Source organism: Halorubrum sp. Atlit-26R, from assembly GCF_003666015.1.
Taxonomy (GTDB): Archaea; Halobacteriota; Halobacteria; order Halobacteriales; family Haloferacaceae; genus Halorubrum.
This window is the reverse complement of record NZ_QPLT01000545.1, coordinates 1-439: the sequence shown is the minus strand read 5'-3', so window position 1 is coordinate 439 and position 439 is coordinate 1. Positions and strand designations below refer to the sequence as shown.

The 439-nt window shown below is 70.6% G+C and carries 1 protein-coding gene; it reads left to right on the top strand.

Annotated elements, in window-relative coordinates; translation table 11 throughout:
* Positions 1–439: energy-coupling factor transporter transmembrane protein EcfT (locus tag DVK07_RS21870; RefSeq protein WP_233565662.1), on the top strand; the 439-nt coding region annotated here is incomplete at both ends.

The following is a 439-nucleotide window of genomic DNA, read 5'->3' as shown; positions in this document are numbered from 1 at the left end:
CGTACTGCTCCCCGGGGACGCGCTCGTGCGGGCGTTCGGGTTCGCCGTCACTGACGCCGGCGTCGCGTACGTCGTGCTGTTCACGCTCCGCGTCGGCGTCGGCGTCGCGCTCCTGTCGCTCATCGTGATGACGACGCCGTTCTCGTCGGTGGTCGCGGCCATGCGGGAACTGCGCGTCCCGGTCGCGCTCGTCTGGGTTGTCGCCGTCACCTATCGCTACCTGTTCCTGTTTTTCGACGAGTTACAGCGACTCGTGCTCGCGCGGAACAGTCGCACGACCGGACAGTCGAGCCTCCGCGACGGGTGGCGCGATGCGAAGCGGCTCGTCGGGACGTTCCTGTTGCGGACGCTCGACCGCGGCGAACGGGTCGGCCGCGGGATGCGGGCCCGCGGCGGTTCCCGACCGCCGTCACCGTACAGCCGGTCGCGGGACGTCGAC